Origin of the sequence: Lysinibacillus sp. GbtcB16 (assembly GCF_019091145.1) — a bacterium.
Taxonomy (GTDB): domain Bacteria; phylum Bacillota; class Bacilli; order Bacillales_A; family Planococcaceae; genus Lysinibacillus; species Lysinibacillus fusiformis.
This window is the reverse complement of the sequence record NZ_JAGXJV010000505.1, coordinates 1-264: the sequence shown is the minus strand read 5'-3', so window position 1 is coordinate 264 and position 264 is coordinate 1. Positions and strand designations below refer to the sequence as shown.

Annotated in this window: 1 protein-coding gene; it reads right to left on the bottom strand. The window is 53.8% G+C overall.

What is annotated here, in order from left to right; translation table 11 throughout:
* A partial coding sequence (locus KVT27_RS25055) for a hypothetical protein (RefSeq protein ID WP_217582215.1) occupies nucleotides 1–264 on the bottom strand: 264 nt, incomplete at both ends.

Below are 264 nucleotides of genomic sequence, written 5' to 3'. Positions count from 1 at the left end.
GTGACCGTTTGCGGTGTGCGCTGCCATCCCGTTAAGGAGGTGTGTGTCGTTGCTGGGGCTGTTTTATCGATGCCAATAATCAAATCCTTGGGAGCTTCTTCGTTATTCGTCACATCAATTGAACGGTACTGGATGTGATGCACCCCTTCATCGGCGAAGATGAGCGGCTGCGCGGTGACGGTCTGCCAAGCTTCAGTTTCCCCTTGCGTACGGTACTCTGTCCGTTTGATCCCAACGCCAACCGTCGGATGTACCGCTGTAAAC